Source organism: Pseudoalteromonas sp. US3C1004 (assembly GCF_048401065.1).
GTDB lineage: Bacteria > Pseudomonadota > Gammaproteobacteria > Enterobacterales > Alteromonadaceae > Pseudoalteromonas > Pseudoalteromonas undina.
The window spans coordinates 2,456,625-2,475,827 of the sequence record NZ_CP183073.1; the positions used below are offsets into that span (position 1 = coordinate 2,456,625).

At 40.6% G+C, this 19,203-nt stretch carries 16 protein-coding genes and 1 tRNA gene; 5 read left to right on the forward strand and 12 right to left on the reverse strand.

Annotated features, from left to right (window positions below; all coding sequences use genetic code 11):
- The first annotated feature begins 65 nt into the window (after positions 1–65).
- Positions 66–686, forward strand: a complete 621-nt coding sequence (locus ACNSN3_RS11500) for an AhpA/YtjB family protein (RefSeq protein WP_021033158.1) — start codon at positions 66–68, stop codon at positions 684–686.
- Here the strand turns inward: ACNSN3_RS11500 and ACNSN3_RS11505 are convergent.
- The 4 genes from ACNSN3_RS11505 to prfC form a co-directional block, all read right to left on the reverse strand.
- On the reverse strand, positions 653–1,420 hold the full coding sequence (locus ACNSN3_RS11505; RefSeq protein ID WP_418607426.1) for a TatD family hydrolase: 768 nt from the start codon (positions 1,418–1,420) through the stop codon (positions 653–655). The two genes, ACNSN3_RS11500 and ACNSN3_RS11505, sit on opposite strands and share 34 nt — an antisense overlap.
- 13 nt (positions 1,421–1,433) lie before the next feature.
- Positions 1,434–2,072 carry a pyridoxamine 5'-phosphate oxidase gene (pdxH, locus tag ACNSN3_RS11510; RefSeq protein WP_013465698.1) on the reverse strand — a complete coding sequence of 213 codons (639 nt, stop codon included), beginning with the start codon at positions 2,070–2,072 and terminating at the stop codon, positions 1,434–1,436.
- Between the two features lie 375 nt (positions 2,073–2,447).
- A complete protein-coding gene (gene argS, locus ACNSN3_RS11515) occupies positions 2,448–4,190 on the reverse strand; it encodes an arginine--tRNA ligase (protein ID WP_418607427.1) in 1,743 nt (580 codons plus the stop codon).
- 62 nt (positions 4,191–4,252) lie between these two features.
- Positions 4,253–5,842, reverse strand: coding sequence for a peptide chain release factor 3 (gene prfC / locus ACNSN3_RS11520; RefSeq protein WP_010387708.1), 1,590 nt, complete (start codon positions 5,840–5,842; stop codon positions 4,253–4,255).
- Between the two features lie 347 nt (positions 5,843–6,189).
- Here prfC and ACNSN3_RS11525 point away from each other — a divergent pair, with 347 nt between their 5' ends.
- Positions 6,190–8,847 (forward strand): ATP-binding protein, encoded by a 2,658-nt coding sequence (locus tag ACNSN3_RS11525; protein ID WP_055013071.1) that lies wholly within the window; start codon positions 6,190–6,192, stop codon positions 8,845–8,847.
- A 3-nt stretch (positions 8,848–8,850) separates the two neighbouring features.
- On the opposite strand, the gene rimI is transcribed toward ACNSN3_RS11525, so the two are convergent.
- The 6 genes from rimI to guaB form a co-directional block, all read right to left on the reverse strand.
- Positions 8,851–9,315, reverse strand: coding sequence for a ribosomal protein S18-alanine N-acetyltransferase (rimI, locus tag ACNSN3_RS11530; RefSeq protein ID WP_418609065.1), 465 nt, complete (start codon positions 9,313–9,315; stop codon positions 8,851–8,853).
- Positions 9,302–9,586, reverse strand: a complete 285-nt coding sequence (locus ACNSN3_RS11535) for a hypothetical protein (RefSeq protein WP_075169744.1) — start codon at positions 9,584–9,586, stop codon at positions 9,302–9,304. The genes rimI and ACNSN3_RS11535 overlap by 14 nt, the downstream gene beginning before the upstream one ends.
- A 65-nt stretch (positions 9,587–9,651) precedes the next feature.
- Positions 9,652–9,728, reverse strand: a tRNA-Trp gene (locus ACNSN3_RS11540).
- A 238-nt stretch (positions 9,729–9,966) separates the two neighbouring features.
- Positions 9,967–11,565 (reverse strand): response regulator, encoded by a 1,599-nt coding sequence (locus ACNSN3_RS11545; RefSeq protein ID WP_418607428.1) that lies wholly within the window; start codon positions 11,563–11,565, stop codon positions 9,967–9,969.
- Positions 11,566–12,028: 463 nt separating this feature from the next.
- Positions 12,029–13,606 (reverse strand): glutamine-hydrolyzing GMP synthase, encoded by a 1,578-nt coding sequence (gene guaA, locus ACNSN3_RS11550; protein ID WP_024602106.1) that lies wholly within the window; start codon positions 13,604–13,606, stop codon positions 12,029–12,031.
- 104 nt (positions 13,607–13,710) lie between these two features.
- Complete coding sequence (gene guaB / locus ACNSN3_RS11555; RefSeq protein ID WP_008110278.1) at positions 13,711–15,180, reverse strand: IMP dehydrogenase; 1,470 nt, start codon at positions 15,178–15,180, stop codon at positions 13,711–13,713.
- A gap of 134 nt (positions 15,181–15,314) precedes the next feature.
- Between guaB and xseA the strand changes: the two genes are divergently transcribed.
- A complete protein-coding gene (gene xseA / locus ACNSN3_RS11560) occupies positions 15,315–16,649 on the forward strand; it encodes an exodeoxyribonuclease VII large subunit (RefSeq protein WP_418607430.1) in 1,335 nt (444 codons plus the stop codon).
- Between the two features lie 15 nt (positions 16,650–16,664).
- Here xseA and ACNSN3_RS11565 read toward each other — a convergent pair whose 3' ends face one another.
- Both ACNSN3_RS11565 and cysE read right to left on the reverse strand, forming a co-directional pair.
- The gene (locus ACNSN3_RS11565; RefSeq protein WP_128583356.1) at positions 16,665–17,309 is read right to left on the reverse strand and encodes a hypothetical protein; all 645 of its coding nucleotides are present in this window, start codon (positions 17,307–17,309) and stop codon (positions 16,665–16,667) included.
- Between the two features lie 17 nt (positions 17,310–17,326).
- Positions 17,327–18,145 (reverse strand): serine O-acetyltransferase, encoded by an 819-nt coding sequence (cysE, locus tag ACNSN3_RS11570; protein WP_010387694.1) that lies wholly within the window; start codon positions 18,143–18,145, stop codon positions 17,327–17,329.
- Positions 18,146–18,471: 326 nt separating this feature from the next.
- Between cysE and ACNSN3_RS11575 the strand changes: the two genes are divergently transcribed.
- Together ACNSN3_RS11575 and ACNSN3_RS11580 are read left to right on the forward strand one after the other, a co-directional pair.
- Entirely contained in the window at positions 18,472–18,879 is a 408-nt protein-coding gene (locus tag ACNSN3_RS11575) for a hypothetical protein (protein WP_418607432.1), read from the forward strand.
- Between the two features lies 1 nt (position 18,880).
- Positions 18,881–19,195 (forward strand): helix-turn-helix transcriptional regulator, encoded by a 315-nt coding sequence (locus ACNSN3_RS11580; protein WP_075169747.1) that lies wholly within the window; start codon positions 18,881–18,883, stop codon positions 19,193–19,195.
- Positions 19,196–19,203 lie beyond the last annotated feature (8 nt).

The window sequence follows — 19,203 nt, forward strand, 5'->3', positions numbered from 1 at the left end:
GATTTAGGGTTATAGTGTAGTTGTAACATCAAATCAAAATGCTGTCAGCAGCATATACGGTGACTATGAAAAATAACCATCTTAAAAATCCACTTACAGCCTCGCAAAAAAAGCGTTTAATTCGTTTGTTATTGGCCGCGGGCTGCTTTGTATTATTAAGCTGGGTAGGAATAAACAGTAGCCACCAAAGCCATCAACTACTTTACGATAGTGCCAATAGTGCAGCCAAGTCACTCACTCAGTTTATGGCACTGAATGCCAAAAAACCGCTAATAGAAAAAAACAAATCGCAGCTCACCACCTTATGCAACAATATCAGTAAAGATGAGTTTGTTCTTTCAGCCACCATTTATGATAAACAAGGTGTAGTGCTTGCAAGCAGCGATAACTGGCAATCACATCATGTATATGGTTTATTACCAGACTCATCACCAGGCATTAGTAAATTAAAAACACCGTTTGTTGAACAAGTTATTTCTGACGACAATCGCCCTATTGGCTTTGTATCTATTACCTATTTAACGCGCGCTGCGGTATCTTCAAGCCATAATCATTTTCACGATTTAGGCCGCCAAGTATTACTTATGCTAGTGATTGCTTGTATTTTTACTTGGCAATTAGGCCGAGGGTTAAAACGCTGGCAAGTAAATCGCTATATACAAAAAACCTCAGAGCACGAATCATAAAGCTGCTCTGCTAATCGATATTTATCGCTACTTGGCTTTAAACTATGAAGCGCATTAAACACCTTAGGAATATGCAATGGGGTATTTATTTCCCCCTGATAACCATTTAGTGGCATTGAAGGTGAATCAGTCTCAAGTACTAAATGCTGTGGTTCAAGCTTTGCTACAACCGCACGTGTTTTAGCAGCCCGTTCATAGGTTATAACCCCTCCCACTCCAAGCTTAAAGCCCATTTTTATATAGTACTGTGCTTGTTGTATTGAGCCTGAAAAAGCATGGATCACACCGCCATTCTTAGGCTTACAACGCTTAAACGATTGCGCTATTAAATCATGGCTTTGTCTGTGATGCACAATCAGCGGTAACTCAAGCTCATTAGCAAGCGCTATTTGTTGCTCAAACAGAAAGGTTTGTTTTTCAAGATTTTCGATACTGCGATCTAGCCCGCATTCCCCAATAGCCACAAGCTGAGTTTTGTTTGTTTTAGCAAAGTTATACAGTGATTCTAAATGCGATTGCTGATGTTGCGCTAAAAAGTAAGGATGTAGCCCTGCAGCTATTCTAATTTGTGGGTAGGTTGCTTTAAACTCGAGTAGTTTTTGAGACTGCGCCAAGCTAATACCTGGCACAATAAATTGATTAATGCCCTTTGCTACACAGGCATTAATAAGCGATTCGCGATTTGTATCAAACTCACTAAAATCGAGATGACAGTGCGAGTCTATAAATTGCAAAGCTAGTAGCCAACTAAGGGTTTAAGCGGGTTATTTGCCAGCTATTGTCGGCTTGACGCTGATACATAAAGCGATCATGTAAACGATGCGCTCCGCCTTGCCAAAACTCGATTTTTTGCGGCACAACACAATACCCGCCCCAAAAATCAGGGAGCGGAATTTCGCCTTTAGCGAATTTGTTTTTCATGTTGGCAAAGGTCTCCATTAGCACCTTGCGCGATGAAACTGGACGGCTTTGTTGCGACGCCCATGCGGCTAATTGACTTTCTTTAGGGCGAGATAAAAAGTATTTAGCGACTGCCGATGTAGGTAATGGCTGCGCTTCACCATACACAATTACTTGGCGCTCCATGTGGTGCCATGGAAAGTGCAAGGAAATTTTATTATTGCCTTTAAGCTCTTGTGCTTTACGTGAACCGGTATTAGTAAAAAACACAAAACCGTTATCATCTAAATGCTTTAGCAACACAATACGCTGTGAAGGCTGACCTGTTTCATCGACCGTAGCGACGACCATAGCTGTAGGATCAGGCAAATTACTACCAACAGCATGCTCAAGCCACGTTTCAAACTGCTTAAACGGATCATCAAGCAAGTTGTCTTCACTTAGCGCATCTTGCAAGTATTCACGACGAATATCTTCGAGTTTCATAAAATTCCCTCTAGGTTCTAGGTTCTAGGTTCTAGGTTCTAGGTTCTAGGTTCTAGGTTCTAGGTTCTAGGTTCTAGGTTCTAGGTTCTAGGTTCTAGGTTCGTCAAAAGTTTATAAGCGCTCTGTAATACGTGTCACACTTTTCCTAGTGCCTAAAGCCTATTTCTTCCTAGTACCTTGTTACTTTTGTATGTGACTTAGGCTAAATAGTTTTACCAACGCAGCTAAAGCGAACTACACGCAGCAGACGTTCACCTAAGTAGTTTAGTCTAAGATAAGGCGGACACTCGACTTATCCCTATGAGCATACGTAGTTGTATGTGATTAGGGTCAGTCGAGTGGACAACGCAGTATTAGATTAAAATACGACGGTGATTACATTTGCTCCATGACTTCGATACCTAGTAGATCTAAGCCTGTGCGCAGCGTATCTGCCACTAAATTACACAACACTAAACGGCTATCACGAACACTTGGCTCTACGCCCTCTTTAAGTACTGGGCAAGCTTCGTAGAATGTCATGTATAGGCTAGCTAGTTCGTATAAGTAACCACATAATACGTGCGGTGTGGCTTCATTGATCATCAGATCAAGGACTTCTTCTAACTGCAATAATTTAAGCGCAAGGGTTTTCTCTTGCGGCTCAATAATGCTCACATCAGCCCTTAAGCTTGCAGCATCAACACCTGACTTACGGAAAATACTGCGAACACGCGTATACGCATATTGTAAGTAAGGGGCTGTTGCGCCTTCAAAACTTAACATGCTGTCCCAGTTAAAAATGTAATCGCTGGTACGATGCTTAGAAAGGTCTGCGTATTTAACCGCGCCAATACCCACTTTACGGGCAATTTCACTACGATCTTCGTCAGATAAATCTGATTCACGTTCAGCGAGTTTGGCTGCTGCACGAGTAATCGACTCTTCAAGTAAATCAGCTAACTTAACCGTACCACCTGTACGGGTTTTGAATGGTTTGCCATCAGCACCCATCATGGTGCCAAATGGGCAAAATTCGTAACTGGTTTCATCGCGTAATAAACCAGCTTTACGCGCAGTAAGTTCCACTTGATTAAAGTGCAAACTTTGGCGCGCATCAACAAAGATTAAAATACGCTCAGCGCCTAGTTTGTTTGAACGGTAATTACACGCCGCTAAATCTGTGGTTGCATATAAGAAGCCGCCACCTGATTTTTGCACGATAAACGCTGAGGGCTCACCGTCTTTATTTGCCAGCTCATCTAAAAATACTACCTGCGCGCCTTGCGACTCTACTGCAATATTTTTATCTTTTAATAGGCTAATAATATCGTTAAGTTCACTGTTATAAGCACTCTCAGCCATAATGTCGGCAGGCGTAAGGGTTACGTTTAAACGCTTATATACTTCCTCTGAGTGTTTCACTGAAGTGGCAATAAATAGTTTCCACAGTTTTTCACAGTGTGCGTCGCCACTTTGCAGTTTAACTACATAGTTACGTGCTTTATCAGCAAAGCCTTCTTCGTCATCAAAACGCTTTTTCGCATCGCGGTAAAAGGTTTCTAAGTCAGCAAGCGCAACAGTATCTAAATCAACACCTTGATTAATTTGATCTTCTAAATGCGCAATCAACATACCAAACTGTGTGCCCCAATCACCCATGTGATTTTGACGAACAACGGTATCGCCTCTAAATTCAAGCGCACGTACTACAGCATCACCAATAATAGTTGAACGTAAATGACCTACGTGCATTTCTTTTGCAAGGTTAGGCGATGAGTAATCAACCACTACTTTTTGTGGTTTGGCATGCTCATTTACGGCAAGTTTTGCATGGTTATTAGCAGCTTGTACGCTTTGTGCTAAAAACTCTGGCTTTAAGTGAATATTAATAAAACCAGGGCCAGCTATTTCAGTTTTTTCGGCAATGTCACTTACATCTAACTGATCAATAATTTTTTGCGCCAATTCACGCGGGTTACTTTTCATTTTTTTAGCCGCGCCCATCGCGCCATTAATTTGGTAATCACCAAACTGTGGACGTGTGCTTTGGGTAACTGCTGGGTTAGTATCTTCTGGCAGGCCTGCGGCGGTCATAGCGGCAATGGCTTTTTCTACTAAAATAGTACGAATATTCATTATATTATTTACCTTTATAAGCCCGCCAAAGCAGGCTTTGTGTTAATTCTAGTGGCTAAGTGTTAGTTTTCACGCGTATGGTTAAATGTCACTTCAGGGTAACGCTCAGTCGACAAGTTAAGATTTACACGACTCGGCGCGATATAAGTTAAATTATCGCCACCATCGAGTGCTAAGTTGCTTTCGCACTTACGCTTAAACTCTTCAAACTTTTTAACATCATCACAGCTAACCCAGCGGGCTGTATTTACATTAACGCTTTCGTAAATTGCATCAACGTTATATTCAGCTTTTAAACGCGCTACAACCACGTCAAACTGCAACACACCTACCGCACCTACAATTAAGTCATTATTAATTAATGGTCTGAATACTTGAACTGCGCCCTCTTCTGAAAGCTGTACCAATCCTTTTAATAACTGTTTTTGTTTTAATGGATCGCGCAGACGAATACGGCGGAACAATTCAGGGGCGAAGTTTGGAATACCGCTAAACTTAATTTTTTCGCCTTGGGTAAAGGTATCACCAATTTGAATCGTACCGTGGTTATGTAAACCAATAATATCACCAGCGTAAGCATCAGCCGCACGCTCACGATCACCTGCCATAAAGGTTACCGCATCAGAAATACTGACTTGTTTACCGATACGCACATGATTCATTTTCATGCCTTGGCTATATTTACCCGACACAATACGCATAAAAGCAATACGGTCACGGTGTTTTGGATCCATGTTGGCCTGAATTTTAAATACAAACCCAGTGAAGTTTTCTTCTGTGGCTACAACTTGGCGGTCTTCTGTCTCACGTGGTAATGGGGTTGGCGCCCACTGAGTTAACCCATCTAAAACATGATCTACACCAAAGTTACCAAGTGCGGTACCAAAATACACAGGCGATAACTCACCCGCTAAGAATAGATCTAAATCAAATTCGTGTGATGCACCAATAACTAGCTCTAGTTCATCGCGTAACTGGGCTGCAAGTTCATCACCAATGGCTTGGTCAAGCTCAGGGTTATCGAGCCCTTTAATGCTGCGTACTTCTTGAATAGTGTGACCTTGACCTGTTTTATATAAAATGGTCTCTTCGTTATGGATATGGTAAACACCTTTAAACTCTTTACCACAGCCAATTGGCCAAGTAACAGGTGCACAGGCAATATTTAGCTCTGTTTCTACTTCGTCGAGTAGTTCCATTGGGTCGCGAATATCACGGTCACATTTATTCATAAAGGTAACAATAGGCGTGGTACGCAGGCGTGTTACTTCCATTAGCTTACGGGTACGTTCTTCTACACCTTTAGCAGCATCAATTACCATTAAACACGAATCTACCGCGGTTAAAGTTCGGTATGTATCTTCAGAGAAGTCTTCGTGTCCTGGGGTATCAAGTAAATTAACTAACGCATTGTTATAAGGAAATTGCATTACAGAGGTAGTAACAGATATACCACGCTCTTTTTCCATTTCCATCCAATCAGACTTAGCATGCTGATTAGAGCCACGGCCTTTTACTGTTCCAGCTTTTTGAATTGCTTGTCCGAACAACAATACTTTTTCAGTGATAGTGGTTTTACCCGCATCCGGATGCGAGATGATCGCAAAGGTACGGCGTTTATTAATTTCGCTAAGGAGATTTTGGTCTGCCATTAAAAAGGTTCTTTTAGTTGATATACGGATGTATTTGTATTTTAGTATGCTGAGCTTTCAAGGCTAAAAACAAGCTAACCTCTAAAGCTCAACATACCCCAACAAGAACCCAAATTAGCTCTTGTGACGCTATCCGTTAAGTTAATCGTAATTAAAGACTATTTTCGCTGATCTTGGCTTTATAAACAATCAATGGTTGGTTATTAACGGATCTTTTTTAAGTTTGGTGTTTTCAGCGATTATTAACAATAACGCTATAAATTGCCCACTAACTTAACACCAAGCTTGAGTAATAGGGCTGTAAATCATATTATTGGTCGATTACATGGAGGATTTGATGTTGGGTAATGAAAACCAGTAAGCTAAGTATTCGATTATTATGGTATATAACTCCACTGGTTATACTGCCATTGTTATTTTTAGGGGGCTTTACGCTCACTAATGTGACCAACTCTACGCAAAAGCAGGCCGACTTGATTATGAGTCGCTTTGTAGAACAACAACAGCAAAAAGTATTCAACTATATCGATTCTTTTCATGCAACGGCTAAGTTACTCTCTGCTTCACCGGTACTAAGTGACTTTTTAGCTAAAGATTTATTTGAAGACGCCAGCTATACCTATCGCCTTGGCGCGTTAATGGACGTATTTGCCAGTTACAGTGAAGCCTACCCTGACATTATTAGTATTAACTTAGTCTCAAAAACCGGTAAAAGTGACGCCTATTACTCCAGTAATTTAACCGTAGCGCCCAAATCCTACCCATTTTTTGATCAAGTAAAACAAAGTAATTTAAGCCAGCAGCAGTTTATGGTGCAAAAAGAAGATGGCACCACCAACTTATACTTTGTACAGCGCATATATAGCGTCGACTATTATTTAAAACGCCCACAACAGCTAGGCTTTATTATTCTTAAAGTCGACCCTTCTATTTTAAACACCAGCATTTTAGAAGCGCCTTATAACAACACCTTAAATTTGTTACTGGCCAACGATGGTAAAATTTTATTTAGCTCCGATTATAAAATGCGTGGCCACTATGTCAGCGAGTATGAACTAAATAAAATTAACGATTTAGCGGATATAGGTAGCTTATCAACCATTGAACTTTCAAGTGTTGATAAAATAGAGCGACTGATTTTTGCAGCCCAAATGAGTGGCGGCTACTATTATGTATCGACCATTCCAAAAGCAGTATTGTATCAGTCAGGCAAAGCAATTAGTGTGATCACCGGGCTAATTGTTATTATTTCTGTGATCACCCTACCAATCTTAATTTTTATTGTGGTGCGTAATTTACTGCTTAACCCAATAGAGTTATTAGGTGAAGCAAGTCATCGCGTTGGTGATGGCGACCTCTCTGTTACGCTCCCTGCATATACTACAGATGAAGTAGGAATACTGTTTAACGACTTTAATCACATGATTAACCAAATTAAACATTATCAACAGCAACTAGAAGAATATAAGCATCACTTAGAAGACAAAGTAGAAAGTCGGACTAAGGCGCTTGAGTCGATGAACAGTAAGCTTGAAACCGCCATCGCCCAAGCAGAGCAAGCAAACCAGCTTAAAAGCCGCTTTTTAGCCAATATGAGTCATGAAATTCGCACTCCGCTTACAGCCATTATGGGATTTACAGAGCAACTACTGCATAGCGAAAAACCAACCAATGACAAACATCATTTAGGTACTATTCTACGTAACTCAAAACATTTGTTAGAGCTTATTAATAACATTCTCGATCTTTCAAAAATTGAAGCCGAAAAACTCGCGGTTGAGCAAACGCCGTTAAATGTTGTACAACTTATTCATGATGTTGAATCAATCATTAAACCTCTAGCACAAGAGAAGCAGCTGTCATTTACAATTAATTATGCACTTCCGCTACCACATACTATTAATAGTGATATTACTCGCTTAAAACAAATACTGATTAATATTGCCAGTAATGCGGTTAAATTCACTGAGCAAGGTCAGGTTACAATAACCGCTAAATACCAAGCACCAAAAACGCTTACCTTTGTTATTGAAGATACCGGCATTGGTATGTCGTCAAACCAAATAAAACGATTATTTACGCCATTTGAGCAAGCCGATGCTACAACGACACGTCGGTTTGGTGGTACGGGATTAGGGCTATGTATTTCAAAAAACTTAGCTCAGTTACTAGGTGGTGATGTAAGTGTAACCAGTGAGGTGGGTGTGGGTAGTTGCTTTACCATCGATATAGATTGCCATTTGCATAATAGCCTTGGCGGCAATTTATTATTAACCGAGCATTCTCAACTAACACCAGAAAAGGATCCGCAGCTATCTTTTGCAAGCAACAGCTTTGATGCGCATATTTTGGTAGCAGAAGATAACCCCGATAATCAGTTACTGATTAAATTGCTATTACAAACATGGGGATTAGAGCCCGATATAGCCAACAATGGTGCACAAGCTGTAGAAATGGCGTTGGTAAACGACTACCAGCTTATAATCATGGATATGCAAATGCCGGTTATGGGCGGCTTAGAAGCAACTAAAATGCTCAGAGATGCGGCCTATGATGGCCCAATTATCGCTCTGACCGCGAATGTGATGAATCATGATATTGATACTTACCTTGAAGCAGGCTGTGATAAAGCGCTGGGCAAACCCATTGATAAAGACGCACTAGAAAATGTATTAGTCAGCTATTTACACCTTGAACGTGATAACCAAAACAAGTGGGATAGCTTATTGAAGAGTGAAAAGTTTCAGCAAATAAATGCTAATTATTTAGCAAGTTTACCTGATTATTTACAACAGATAAAAGCACTATATAACAGCCGTGACTGTGAGACATTACGCGCCCTTGCCCATAGTATTAAAGGCAGCGCTGGTTGTTTTAACTTTGATGAAATTTACCAAAGCGCCTCAGCGGTTGAACAAAGCTTAAAAGGCAATGATATGCCACAAAGAGAAAAACACGTTGCAGAACTTATTGCCGCAATAGAGCAAGCCATCGCTAATAAGTAATCGTTAAAAATTTAAACCCAGTGCCATGCCCATTAAAATCGCGTCTTCAAAGCCGTTTTTATTGGGTGCGTCACTGGGGTAATAATTTTTACGCACTGACATTTCAATAAAGCCTGCTCGTTCATACAAAGCAATCGCCCGCGTATTAGATTCGCGTACTTCTAAAAATAAGTTTTCGGCGCTTTGTTGCTCACCATACGCTATAAACTGCGTTAATAACTGCTGAGCAAATCCTTGTCCCTGAAAGCTTGGGGCGACACAAATATCCATTAGAGTAAAATCGGGTCCTGCTTTTTCACCAATATAAAAACCTATCATTTGCTCTTCATCGAACGCCGCTAAATTAAAATAACGTCCCTGCAAACATGATTGCATTGTTTTTAATGTCCAAGGATGTGTGTGGCAGCTGGTTTCAATGGCCATAAGCTCATTGATATTCTCATCGGTAACCGATTTAAAGTGTATCAAGGTGTTCACTCATTAATGCCCATAACGCACGTTTTTGTGCACTGGACAGGGAAGAATCAGGCAAGCCTAATTGTTGCTCATTAAACTCAATAGTTGATGACTTAACAATCTTGTCAATTATTACAGGCGCAAACGCACGCTCAATATCATCTTTTAACGTATCACAGAGTGTTAACGATGAATTAGCTGACTGCTCTGACGGAGCTGGGCGAAAGTGTTGATTAAGTTCAAGCTTTTCTATACCAAAAACAGATGCGTAACGTGAATGCATAACGACTCGATGGAATTAGTAAGTTGAATAATATATGAAGTAATCAAAACGATGTAAAGAAGAAATGGCAGGGGCGGAGAGATTCGAACTCCCAACCGTCGGTTTTGGAGACCGCTGTTCTACCAATTGGAACTACGCCCCTGCAATGACGATGAATTATAAAGACCTTTTGACAAAGGTAAAGTAAAAATTCAACTTTTTGGTTTGTTTGCTTTTTAAATAAACAAAACGGCGAATTAGCATGCTAATTTATGGTTTTTCACTTTTTAACAACTAGTATATTATTCAATCTCAATTGCTTGTAGCGTCTTAGCTCACTCAGAATAAAACTAAAGCAGTTATGATTTCAAACTTGCCATTGCGTAATTGCCTGTAGACACTTAAGCTTTATTTACTTTTAACTTTTTTAGCTCCTCTGTAATACTCAAAAGTGTTAGTGGCTTAGGCAAAACCGCATTCGCACCACACGCAATTAACCGTTCAGCTTCGCTGCCAACTGTGGCACCTGTTACGCCAATAATGGGATTAACAAAGCCTTGCTCGCGCAGTCTAACAGTTAACTCGTAGCCATCACAATTTGGCATCATGATATCCGTGATGACTAAATCAAAATCGCCTGTGCTTGCCTGATTTAAACCAATAATACCATCCTCTGCTTCAGTCACTATCGCGCCATTTTGGGTAAGGATCTTACTGGCTATCATACGCAGCATAGGTGTATCTTCGACTAGCAGTATTTTTAGGTTTTGCAGTAATTCGAAATCATCCACTTTTACTGAGGCTGCATCATGCTCATCAACACTATGCAAAACAAAGACTAACTCAAAATTAGCGCCACCGTTTTCGCTACTAATATAACTTAAATCTCCATCCTCCAAAGTGTTAGCTATTTGCTTGCAGATATTAAGCCCCAGCCCAGTACCTTCACTCAATGTATCGCCACGTTCAAATGCATTAAACATCTTATCTCGAAATTTAACATCGATACCTTTACCATCATCAATAACATTAATACGATAATGGGTTTTATCATGGCTTAAGGATTCGGCTGATTTCATTACAGTGACTGTGCTGCCACCACTATGTAATATCGCATTCTTAATTAAGTTCTGAATAATTTGGAAGATAGCTTTAGTGGAGCCTATATGATGCTCTGTAACTGCTCTTTTTGCTGAGAAGTTAATAATAAAATTATACTTTTCGGCTAAAGGCTTTACTCCTTCAATCGCCCGTTCAACGGTATCATGAACCGATATAGTTTCATTATTCTTGTACACAGCTAAGGTAGCACTACTAGAGGACGTTTTCATATCATCCAACACACATAGTAAGTGACTGGATAACCGCTGCAACTCTAAAATATTTTTCGAACAGTTTTGCTCAAGCTCAATATCTATTAGCATTTTTATGGTTGCAGCGGGTGTTCGCAACTCATGCCCAATGACTCCATATATTCGTTCATTTGTATCTAATTGCAATTGAGTTTTATCGACTAATGCTTGATAACTACTAAGAAGGTAATAAATTAAGATGGAAAGAACGATAGTGCTAAACACAACGCGTACCACAATCGCCGTGGTTTGGGGCTCACCATTGGCAAGTAACATTAATGGCGTAATATTTAAGATACACATGCAGATAATACGCGTTTGACCCTTTAGGACGAGCACTAGCACCACCACAAACAGCGGAGCTAAACTAGCTGGGACAACACCATTTACCAAAATAATAAAGGGAAAAGCCAAGGTAATCAAAATAGCCAATAGAGTTAACAAGCGTTGTCGAATTTTTTTAAAGGCAATAGCGCTTAATGCACATAACTCCCACACAGCAATTATCATTAATGACAATGTATTATTCGGCAACTCAAGTATAAATAAGCTAGCTGCAGTTAACAATCCACCCACACACAACAACCAAAGGATGAAAAGTTGCATTTGCTCTTCGAACCTATTTACCGCTGACTCATCAGTTCTCACAAAACCCCTCATTACCCTATATCAAATTGCGACCTAATAAGAAACTATCAAAGGTTTAGGATGGTATTTAACAATCCCCTCCTCCAATAAAAACGCTTTTACTCTTACCCTGTATTAATACATTTTTTTTATTAATTTTTAGCTAGTTGCAACGGGAGAGTTTAAACTGCAAATAGGGACAAAATTATATTCTCATACCTGAGTTGTTTGATTTTATTTATAGTATAGAACTGTTTTTTAATTTAGCAGCTCTTTTTACAATGTCTATAACCGCAGTTTACTGAGCTTATTTAATGCTATGAAAGTTTAAATTGTTATTTTTACGCTGCTACAAGCGTGACTTTTTTGATAAGGTTTTGCTTAGAGGTGTTTAGCTGGGTGTTTTTGTGGTTGGATGGTGATTAAAAAGTTGAGCTCAATAAGAAAAAAGCAAGCCATTAAATTAATGGCTTGCAGCATACAATTATTCCCACTCGATAGTTGCAGGTGGTTTACCTGAAATATCATAAACAACACGTGAGATACCGTCGATTTCATTAATGATACGGTTTGAAACCACACCTAAGAACTCATACGGTAAATGTGACCAACGCGCAGTCATAAAGTCGATGGTTTCTACACAACGAAGTGAAACAACCCAATCGTACTTACGTGCATCACCCATAACCCCTACCGACTTAACCGGTAAGAATACAGTAAACGCTTGGCTTACTTTATGGTAAAGCTCTGCTTTGTGAAGCTCTTCAATGAAAATAGCATCAGCGCGGCGTAATAAATCACAGTACTCTTTTTTGATTTCGCCAAGTACACGCACACCTAAACCAGGCCCTGGGAATGGGTGGCGGTAAAGCATGTCGTACGGTAAACCTAGCTCTAAACCAATTTTACGTACTTCATCTTTAAATAACTCACGTAATGGCTCTACTAAGCCCATTTGCATATCATCTGGTAAGCCGCCCACATTATGGTGCGATTTAATTACGTGCGCTTTACCAGTCGCTGAGGCCGCTGATTCGATTACGTCAGGGTAAATTGTACCTTGGCCTAACCATTTTGCGTTTTTAAGCTTTTTAGCTTGCTCATCAAATACATTAATAAACGTGTGGCCAATGGCTTTACGTTTATCTTCTGGGTCTGATTTACCTGCTAAGTCATTTAAAAATTGATCTTCGGCATCTACTTTAACAATGTTTAAGCCAAACTTATTGCCAAACATATCCATAACTTGCTGGCCTTCGTTTAAACGAAGTAGCCCGTTATCAACAAATACACAGGTTAGTCGTTCACCAATAGCACGGTGAATAAGCATAGCTACAACCGATGAATCTACACCGCCTGATAAGCCTAAAATAACTTCGTCGTCGCCTACTGTTTCTTTGATACGCTCAATGGCGTCATCAATGATTTTTGCCGGCGTCCATAATTTTTCACAACCACAAATATCAATAGCAAAACGCTCTAGTAAACGTTGACCTTGATGTGTGTGTGTTACTTCTGGGTGAAATTGTACACCGTAAAAGCGTTTTTCTTCGTTAGACATTGCCGCATGCGGACAAGTAGATGTTTTAGCTGTGGTATTAAAAGTATCTGGAATTTCCATTACTTTATCACCGTGGCTCATCCACACATCTAGTACACCATTGCCGCCATCAGTAATATGATCTTCAATGGCATCAAATAATGCACAGTTACCCACTTTTTCAACTTGTGCGTAACCAAATTCTTTTTTATCTGAGCTATGTACACGGCCGCCAAGCTGTGTTGCCATAGTTTGCATACCGTAACAAATACCAAGTACTGGAACGCCTGCATTAAATACATACTCAGGAGCACGCGGGCTGTTTTCAAGCGTAGTTGATTCTGGGCCACCAGAAAGGATAATACCTTGTGGGTTAAACTCGCGAATTTGCTCTTCGGTTACATCCCAAGCCCAAAGCTCACAATAAACACCAATTTCGCGTACGCGACGGGCGATTAACTGCGTGTATTGTGAACCAAAATCTAAAATGAGGATTCGTGAATCGTGAATGTCTTTGCTCATGAAGTATCTCGTAAAGTCAGGTGCTAAACGCCACCAGCTTAAGCTGTGTGACTATATTAGGGCTAACAAAGGTTAGCCCACTTATTTCAAGTTGTTAAGGCTGATTAGCCTAAACGGTAGTTCGGTGCTTCTTTAGTGATTTGCACATCATGAACATGCGACTCACCCATACCAGCAGAAGTTACACGTACAAACTGTGGTTTAGTGTTTAACTCTTCGATTGTGGCACAACCGGTTAAGCCCATTGCACTGCGAAGACCACCCACTTGTTGGTGAATAATTGTCGCAATTGGCCCTTTATAAGCAACACGACCTTCAATGCCTTCAGGTACTAACTTGTCAGCTTGGTTTGATTTTTGGAAGTAGCGATCTGATGAACCTTCTTTTTGATCCATCGCACCTAGGCTACCCATACCACGGTAAGACTTGTAGTAGCGACCTTGATAAAGTTCAACTTCACCTGGTGCTTCTTCAGTACCCGCAAGCATAGAGCCAACCATTACACACGATGCACCCGCAACCAATGCTTTTACAATATCACCAGAAAAACGAATACCGCCATCGGCAATCACTGGAATATCGCGACCTTTAAGGCCTTCAACCGCATCTGAAATGGCTGTTATTTGTGGTACACCACAACCAGTAACAATACGTGTAGTACAAATAGAACCTGGGCCGATACCTACTTTAACAGCATCAACACCAGCATCTGCAAGGGCAATAGCACCTTCGGCAGTTGCCACGTTACCCGCAACAATTTGTAAATCAGGGTAAGCTTGACGAGTCGCTGCAACACGGTCAATAACACCTTGAGAGTGACCATGAGAAGTATCGATTAGTAGTACATCAACACCGGCTTCAACTAATGCAGCAATACGCTCATCAGTACCTGCGCCAACACCTACCGCAGCACCTACACGTAAACGGCCTTGCTCGTCTTTACATGCATCTGGTTTGTCTTGTGCTTTTTGGTAATCTTTTACGGTGATCATGCCTTTAAGTTTAAACGCATCATCAACCACAAGAATCTTCTCAATGCGGTGTTCGTGCATTAAGCTTAAGATATCTTCGCGAGCAGTTCCCTCTTTAACCGTTACTAGGTTTTCTTTTTTCGTCATCACTGTTGAAACCGGCTGTTCAAGCTTAGTTTCAAAGCGCATATCACGACTAGTTACAATACCTACAAGGTTATTTTCGCTATCGGTGACCGGAAAACCTGAGAATCCCTTTTCCTGAGACAATTCAACAGCATCTGCAATAGTCAGATCGGCCGTTACTGTAACAGGGTATGAAACAATACCTGCTTCATAGGTTTTAACTTTACGAACATTTTTCGCTTGTTCTGCAATGGTCATGTTTTTATGAATAAAACCAAGACCACCTTCCTGCGCGAGGGCAATAGCTAAACGAGCTTCTGTAACAGTATCCATAGATGCTGAAATGAGCGGCAAGTTAAGTTTGATACCACGCGTTAAGCGAGTTGAAATATTTGCCGTGTGTGGCAAAACAGTAGAATGACCAGGTACTAAAAGTACGTCATCAAAGGTAAGAGCTTCTTTAGCGATTCTAAGCATTTTGGCAACTTCTCACATGTGGATCTAAGATAAGGAATTGCGGCCAAATTTTAACAGCGTTGTAGGCACTAGTAAATAATATTTTGTATTTATTTATGATAAGCTAGATTTATAAATGTTTTTTGGTAGTTTTTATGTTTTCTAAGCCCTCGCAAACGGTTTATACCGTATCTCGCCTTAATCGTGAAATACGTGCCTTACTTGAACAAGGTTTTGCGTCTTTAATACTCACAGGTGAAATTTCTAACTTTATTGCGCCTGCTTCTGGGCATTGGTATTTTTCGTTAAAAGACGATAAAGCGCAAATTAAAGCCGCCATGTGGCGAGGCAATAATCGCAACCAAAGTTACCGACCAATTAACGGCGCACAAGTAACCGTTAAAGCACGTGTATCTTTGTACGAACCCCGTGGTGACTACCAGCTTATTGTTGAACATATGGAGCCTGCCGGCGAAGGGCAACTTAAGCAAGAGTTTGACGCGCTAAAAATGCGTTTGGCTGCAGAGGGCTTATTTAGCTCCGCTTATAAAAAACCCCTACCCCAAAACATAAATCGCATAGGGGTGATCACCTCACCTACAGGCGCCGCAATTAAAGATATTTTAACAGTACTAAAACGTCGTGCGCCGCAATTAGAAGTCGTTATTTATCCTGCGATGGTGCAAGGCAAAGAAGCGCATGGCCATTTAATAAAGCAAATAGAGCTGGCAAATTTACGTAATGAGGTCGACGTTATTATACTCGGGCGCGGCGGTGGTTCATTAGAGGATTTATGGTGCTTTAACCATGAGCACCTTGCTCGCGCTATTTATCAAAGCGCACTACCCATTGTGAGCGCTGTTGGCCATGAAATAGACACCACGATTAGCGATTACGTTGCTGATGTACGTGCAGCAACTCCTTCTGCAGCCGCAGAGCTCGTAAGCCCCAATACACAAGAGCTACATAATAGGGTTAATCAGTTAATTAGCCGTTTAGCGAATGCATTTAAACACGACATTGCCGATAAACGCGCACTAGCCATACAGTTGCAGCACCGCTTAAATTTATGCCACCCGCGCAATCAGCTAAACCAAAAATCACAACGCTTAGATGAGCTGAGTATTGCACTGCAACAGGCAATGCGTCAGCGTTTATACAAGCAAGAACGCGTGTTAGCTAATTTAACTCCACGCCTAATGCGCCAATCACCAGATAAAAAGTTAGCAAATGCAAACCATCAGTTAGCACAACTACATGCAAGGTTACACCAAGCGATGCAGCAGCAACTACAACACGCAAATAATACGCTTGCCTTACAAGCAAGTCGGCTTGGTTCGGTTAGCCCTCTTAATGTATTAGCGCGCGGTTACAGCATTACTAAAACAACAGAAAATAAAGTGGTTAAATCAGTGGAAGATGTAAAAGTGGGTGATGTGTTGATCACTGAGTTAGTAGATGGCCAGGTTATTTCAAAGGTAGAAGCTTAGCCATATTGCTAAGCGCTAGCCTTGCGTACTAACAGTAAACTCAATACGGGCATCGTTAGATTGAGATGCACTGAGTTTAAATTGCTGCCACCAAGGTTCAAGATGAAGCTTATCGTTTAGCTCGCGCCATAATTTAGCTCCATAATTAACGGCATGTTGGTTAATGGTAAGCTCAAACTTACAAATTGTTTGCTTACACTTTAGCGCTGTAAGCTCAGCGCTATCTGCAAACTCATTAATAATTAAAAAGTCAGTTAACGCGACTTCAAGCTCGTAACTCCATTCGAGATTATCAGCCTCTTGTTCAAACTGTATTGCGAGCTCATCATCAAGCTCTACACTTTCTGATTGATTTAACTTTAACTGTTGTTGAGACTGCTTAAGCTGGATTGATTTTTTTTCAAGCCGCTGATTAAGCTCAACCACATGTTGTGCTAGCTGAGTTTGTTGATCAGCCTCTTGGGCTTTATTAACCTGCACAAGACCTTGCAAAGTAGTTGGCTGATTATTGACTTGAGTGTTAGCCGAAGAGATTACAGCTTGTTTGGGCGCTGAGGAAACACGAGTGGAATCTTTAAAAAACAAAAAGTAACCACTTGCTAATGCCACGCCTGAAGAAAAACAGAGCAGCATAGCCACAAGGTTACTTTTATATATCATTTCTAGGTACTCAAAAATTAAAGCATTGCACTGGTGTGCGATTCGTTTTCTGGCTCGGGGTATTCTAAAAAGTTTTGGTTCATACTTTCTGCCGGGCACTCACAATCAGGACGACCAATAATTTTTGCAGGTACGCCAACAGCAGTTGTGTGAGGCGGCACAGGGCTTAGTACCACAGAGCCTGCACCAATACGTGCGCCCTCGCCCACTTCAATATTACCCAACACTTTAGCGCCCGCACCAATAAGTACGCCCGCTCTGATTTTAGGATGGCGATCACCTTGCTCGTTACCCGTACCACCTAATGTAACCGATTGTAATATAGATACATTATCTTCAATTACGGCGGTTTCGCCAATTACAATACCGGTGGCATGGTCAAACATAATGCCTTGGCCTACTTTACAGGCAGGGTGAATATCAACCCCAAACACCTCTGAGGTACGGCTTTGAATAAAGCGTGCAAGCTCTTTACGGTTTTGTTGCCATAAGCAGTTAGCTAAGCGGTGTGCTTGAATCGCGTGAAACCCTTTTAAATTTAAAATCACAGTAAGGTAGGTTTCGGCTGCAGGATCACGATCTTTTACCGCTTTAATATCATGAGCAACATGTGTCAGCATCCGGTCACACTTTACAAAAGCTTGGTCAAACAACTCACGGATTGTAAAAGCAGAAACCACAGCATCAGCTAGTTTATTAGCAACAATAAAACTCAATGCCGACCCTAAGCACTCATGATTTAAAATACACGAATACACATGGCTCGCTAAAAGGGGTTCACGAGTTACTACTTCATTTGCTTCACTACGAAGCTGTTGCCAAATTTCATGACGCATAATAATGCCTTAAGTTAGTACAAAGAGCCTACCGCTAATTCTAACGGATTTAGCCGCCTAGGTGTTAATCCCTTCGTTATTTGTTCTAGTTATTATATATAACTAGTTAAATTTCATTTTTAGACTACTTTTTCAAAGCCATACTATATGACAGCTAGGCAGGTTTAACCATTTGTACAAAAATAAAATAAGTTAATAAAAATCAATAAATAACAATATATGACAGCACGTGTGTCATGTGCCAAAATAGCCACTGGCGTACTGCTGACGGCGTAAAAAATAATAATAAACGCTAAATTAGCATCATCAACTCAACAAGGATAACGATGATGAAAAACGACATATTAAATACAAAAAAACTTGGTTATAAATTTTACTTTCAAGATGGCGATAACCAAATAGCCTGTTTTGGAAGCTACTTCACAGGTAAAGAAGAAGTCTATATTAACGATGACTTAGTTAGCAGCAGACGCAGTGTTAATATAAAAAGCTCACACACATTTGAATTTGAAAATTCGCAGTACCAAGTGAAATTTGACATGCTCAACATACTGACAGGACGACTTGAATGCACTCTTTACAAAGATCAAGAAGTGCTTGCCAAGCAAGTTCAAAGTAGCCTTCCTAGCGATCCTAAAAAAGCGGCTTTTTTTATTCTAGGCTGCGCGTTAGGTGGTGCAGTATTTGGCTATACCACAGCAACAGTCGTAGAGCTAATTGTAGGGAAACTTTGACATGCAATTAAACCCTACAACGGTAAAGTCGCTTAGGCACACATTCGATTGGACACAACAACAGCTTGCCGATGCCTGCGATGTAAGCTTACGAACTATTCAACGGGTAGAAAAAGAAGGTGCAGCCTCAAAAGAAACCACCATGGCCTTATGTGCGGTATTTGAAGTACGCCAAGGTGAGCTTATTAAGCTTGATGAAAACAACCAAAATGATGCCAATAACAGCCCATCTAAAAGTTTTATTGCTGGTTTAGTTATTAGCTCTGTTATTAGTTTTGCCCTTGGTGCAGCCTCAGTACTATTAGTTAGTAACTAATAAAATAT